1 protein-coding gene is annotated in these 755 nt (G+C 46.0%); it reads left to right on the plus strand.

Going from position 1 to position 755, the window contains the following annotated elements:
- The coding region (locus ACKGJN_RS16315) for an Ig-like domain-containing protein (protein ID WP_409540627.1) at positions 1 to 755 on the plus strand (755 nt) is incomplete at both ends.

The raw sequence follows: 755 nt of genomic DNA on the forward strand, positions 1-755 counted from the left end.
GACGGTGATACCCTTACGGTAACCCAGACCACTGCACCTTCTAATGGAAGTGTTGTGATCAATGGTGATGGAACAATTACTTACACTCCGAATGAAAACTTTAACGGAACAGATAGCTTCATCTATACCATCACTGATGGCAATGGTGGAACAGATACCGCTACGGTAACGGTAACGGTAAACCCAATCAACGATGCACCTGTAGCTGTTGATGATACTGCCACCACCGATGAAGACACTGCAGTAACAGTTTCCGTTCTGACCAACGATACTGATGTAGACGGTGATACCCTTACGGTAACCCAAACCACTGCACCTACTAACGGAAGTGTTGTGATCAATACAGACTACACGATCACCTATACTCCGGATGCCAACTTCAACGGTACAGATACTTTCACCTATACCATCACTGATGGAAATGGTGGAACAGATACCGCTACGGTAACGGTAACGGTAAACCCAATCAACGATGCTCCGGTAGCCGTTGATGATTCGGCCACCACCGATGAAGACACTGCAGTAACAGTTTCCGTTCTGACCAACGATACTGATGTAGACGGTGATACCCTTACGGTAACCCAGACCACTGCACCTTCTAATGGAAGTGTTGTGATCAATGGTGATGGAACAATTACTTACACTCCGAATGAAAACTTTAACGGAACAGATAGCTTCATCTATACCATCACTGATGGCAATGGTGGAACAGATACCGCTACGGTAACGGTAACGGTAAACCCAATCAACGATGC

Source organism: Gillisia xinjiangensis (genome assembly GCF_046298265.1).
Classification (GTDB): domain Bacteria; phylum Bacteroidota; class Bacteroidia; order Flavobacteriales; family Flavobacteriaceae; genus Gillisia; species Gillisia xinjiangensis.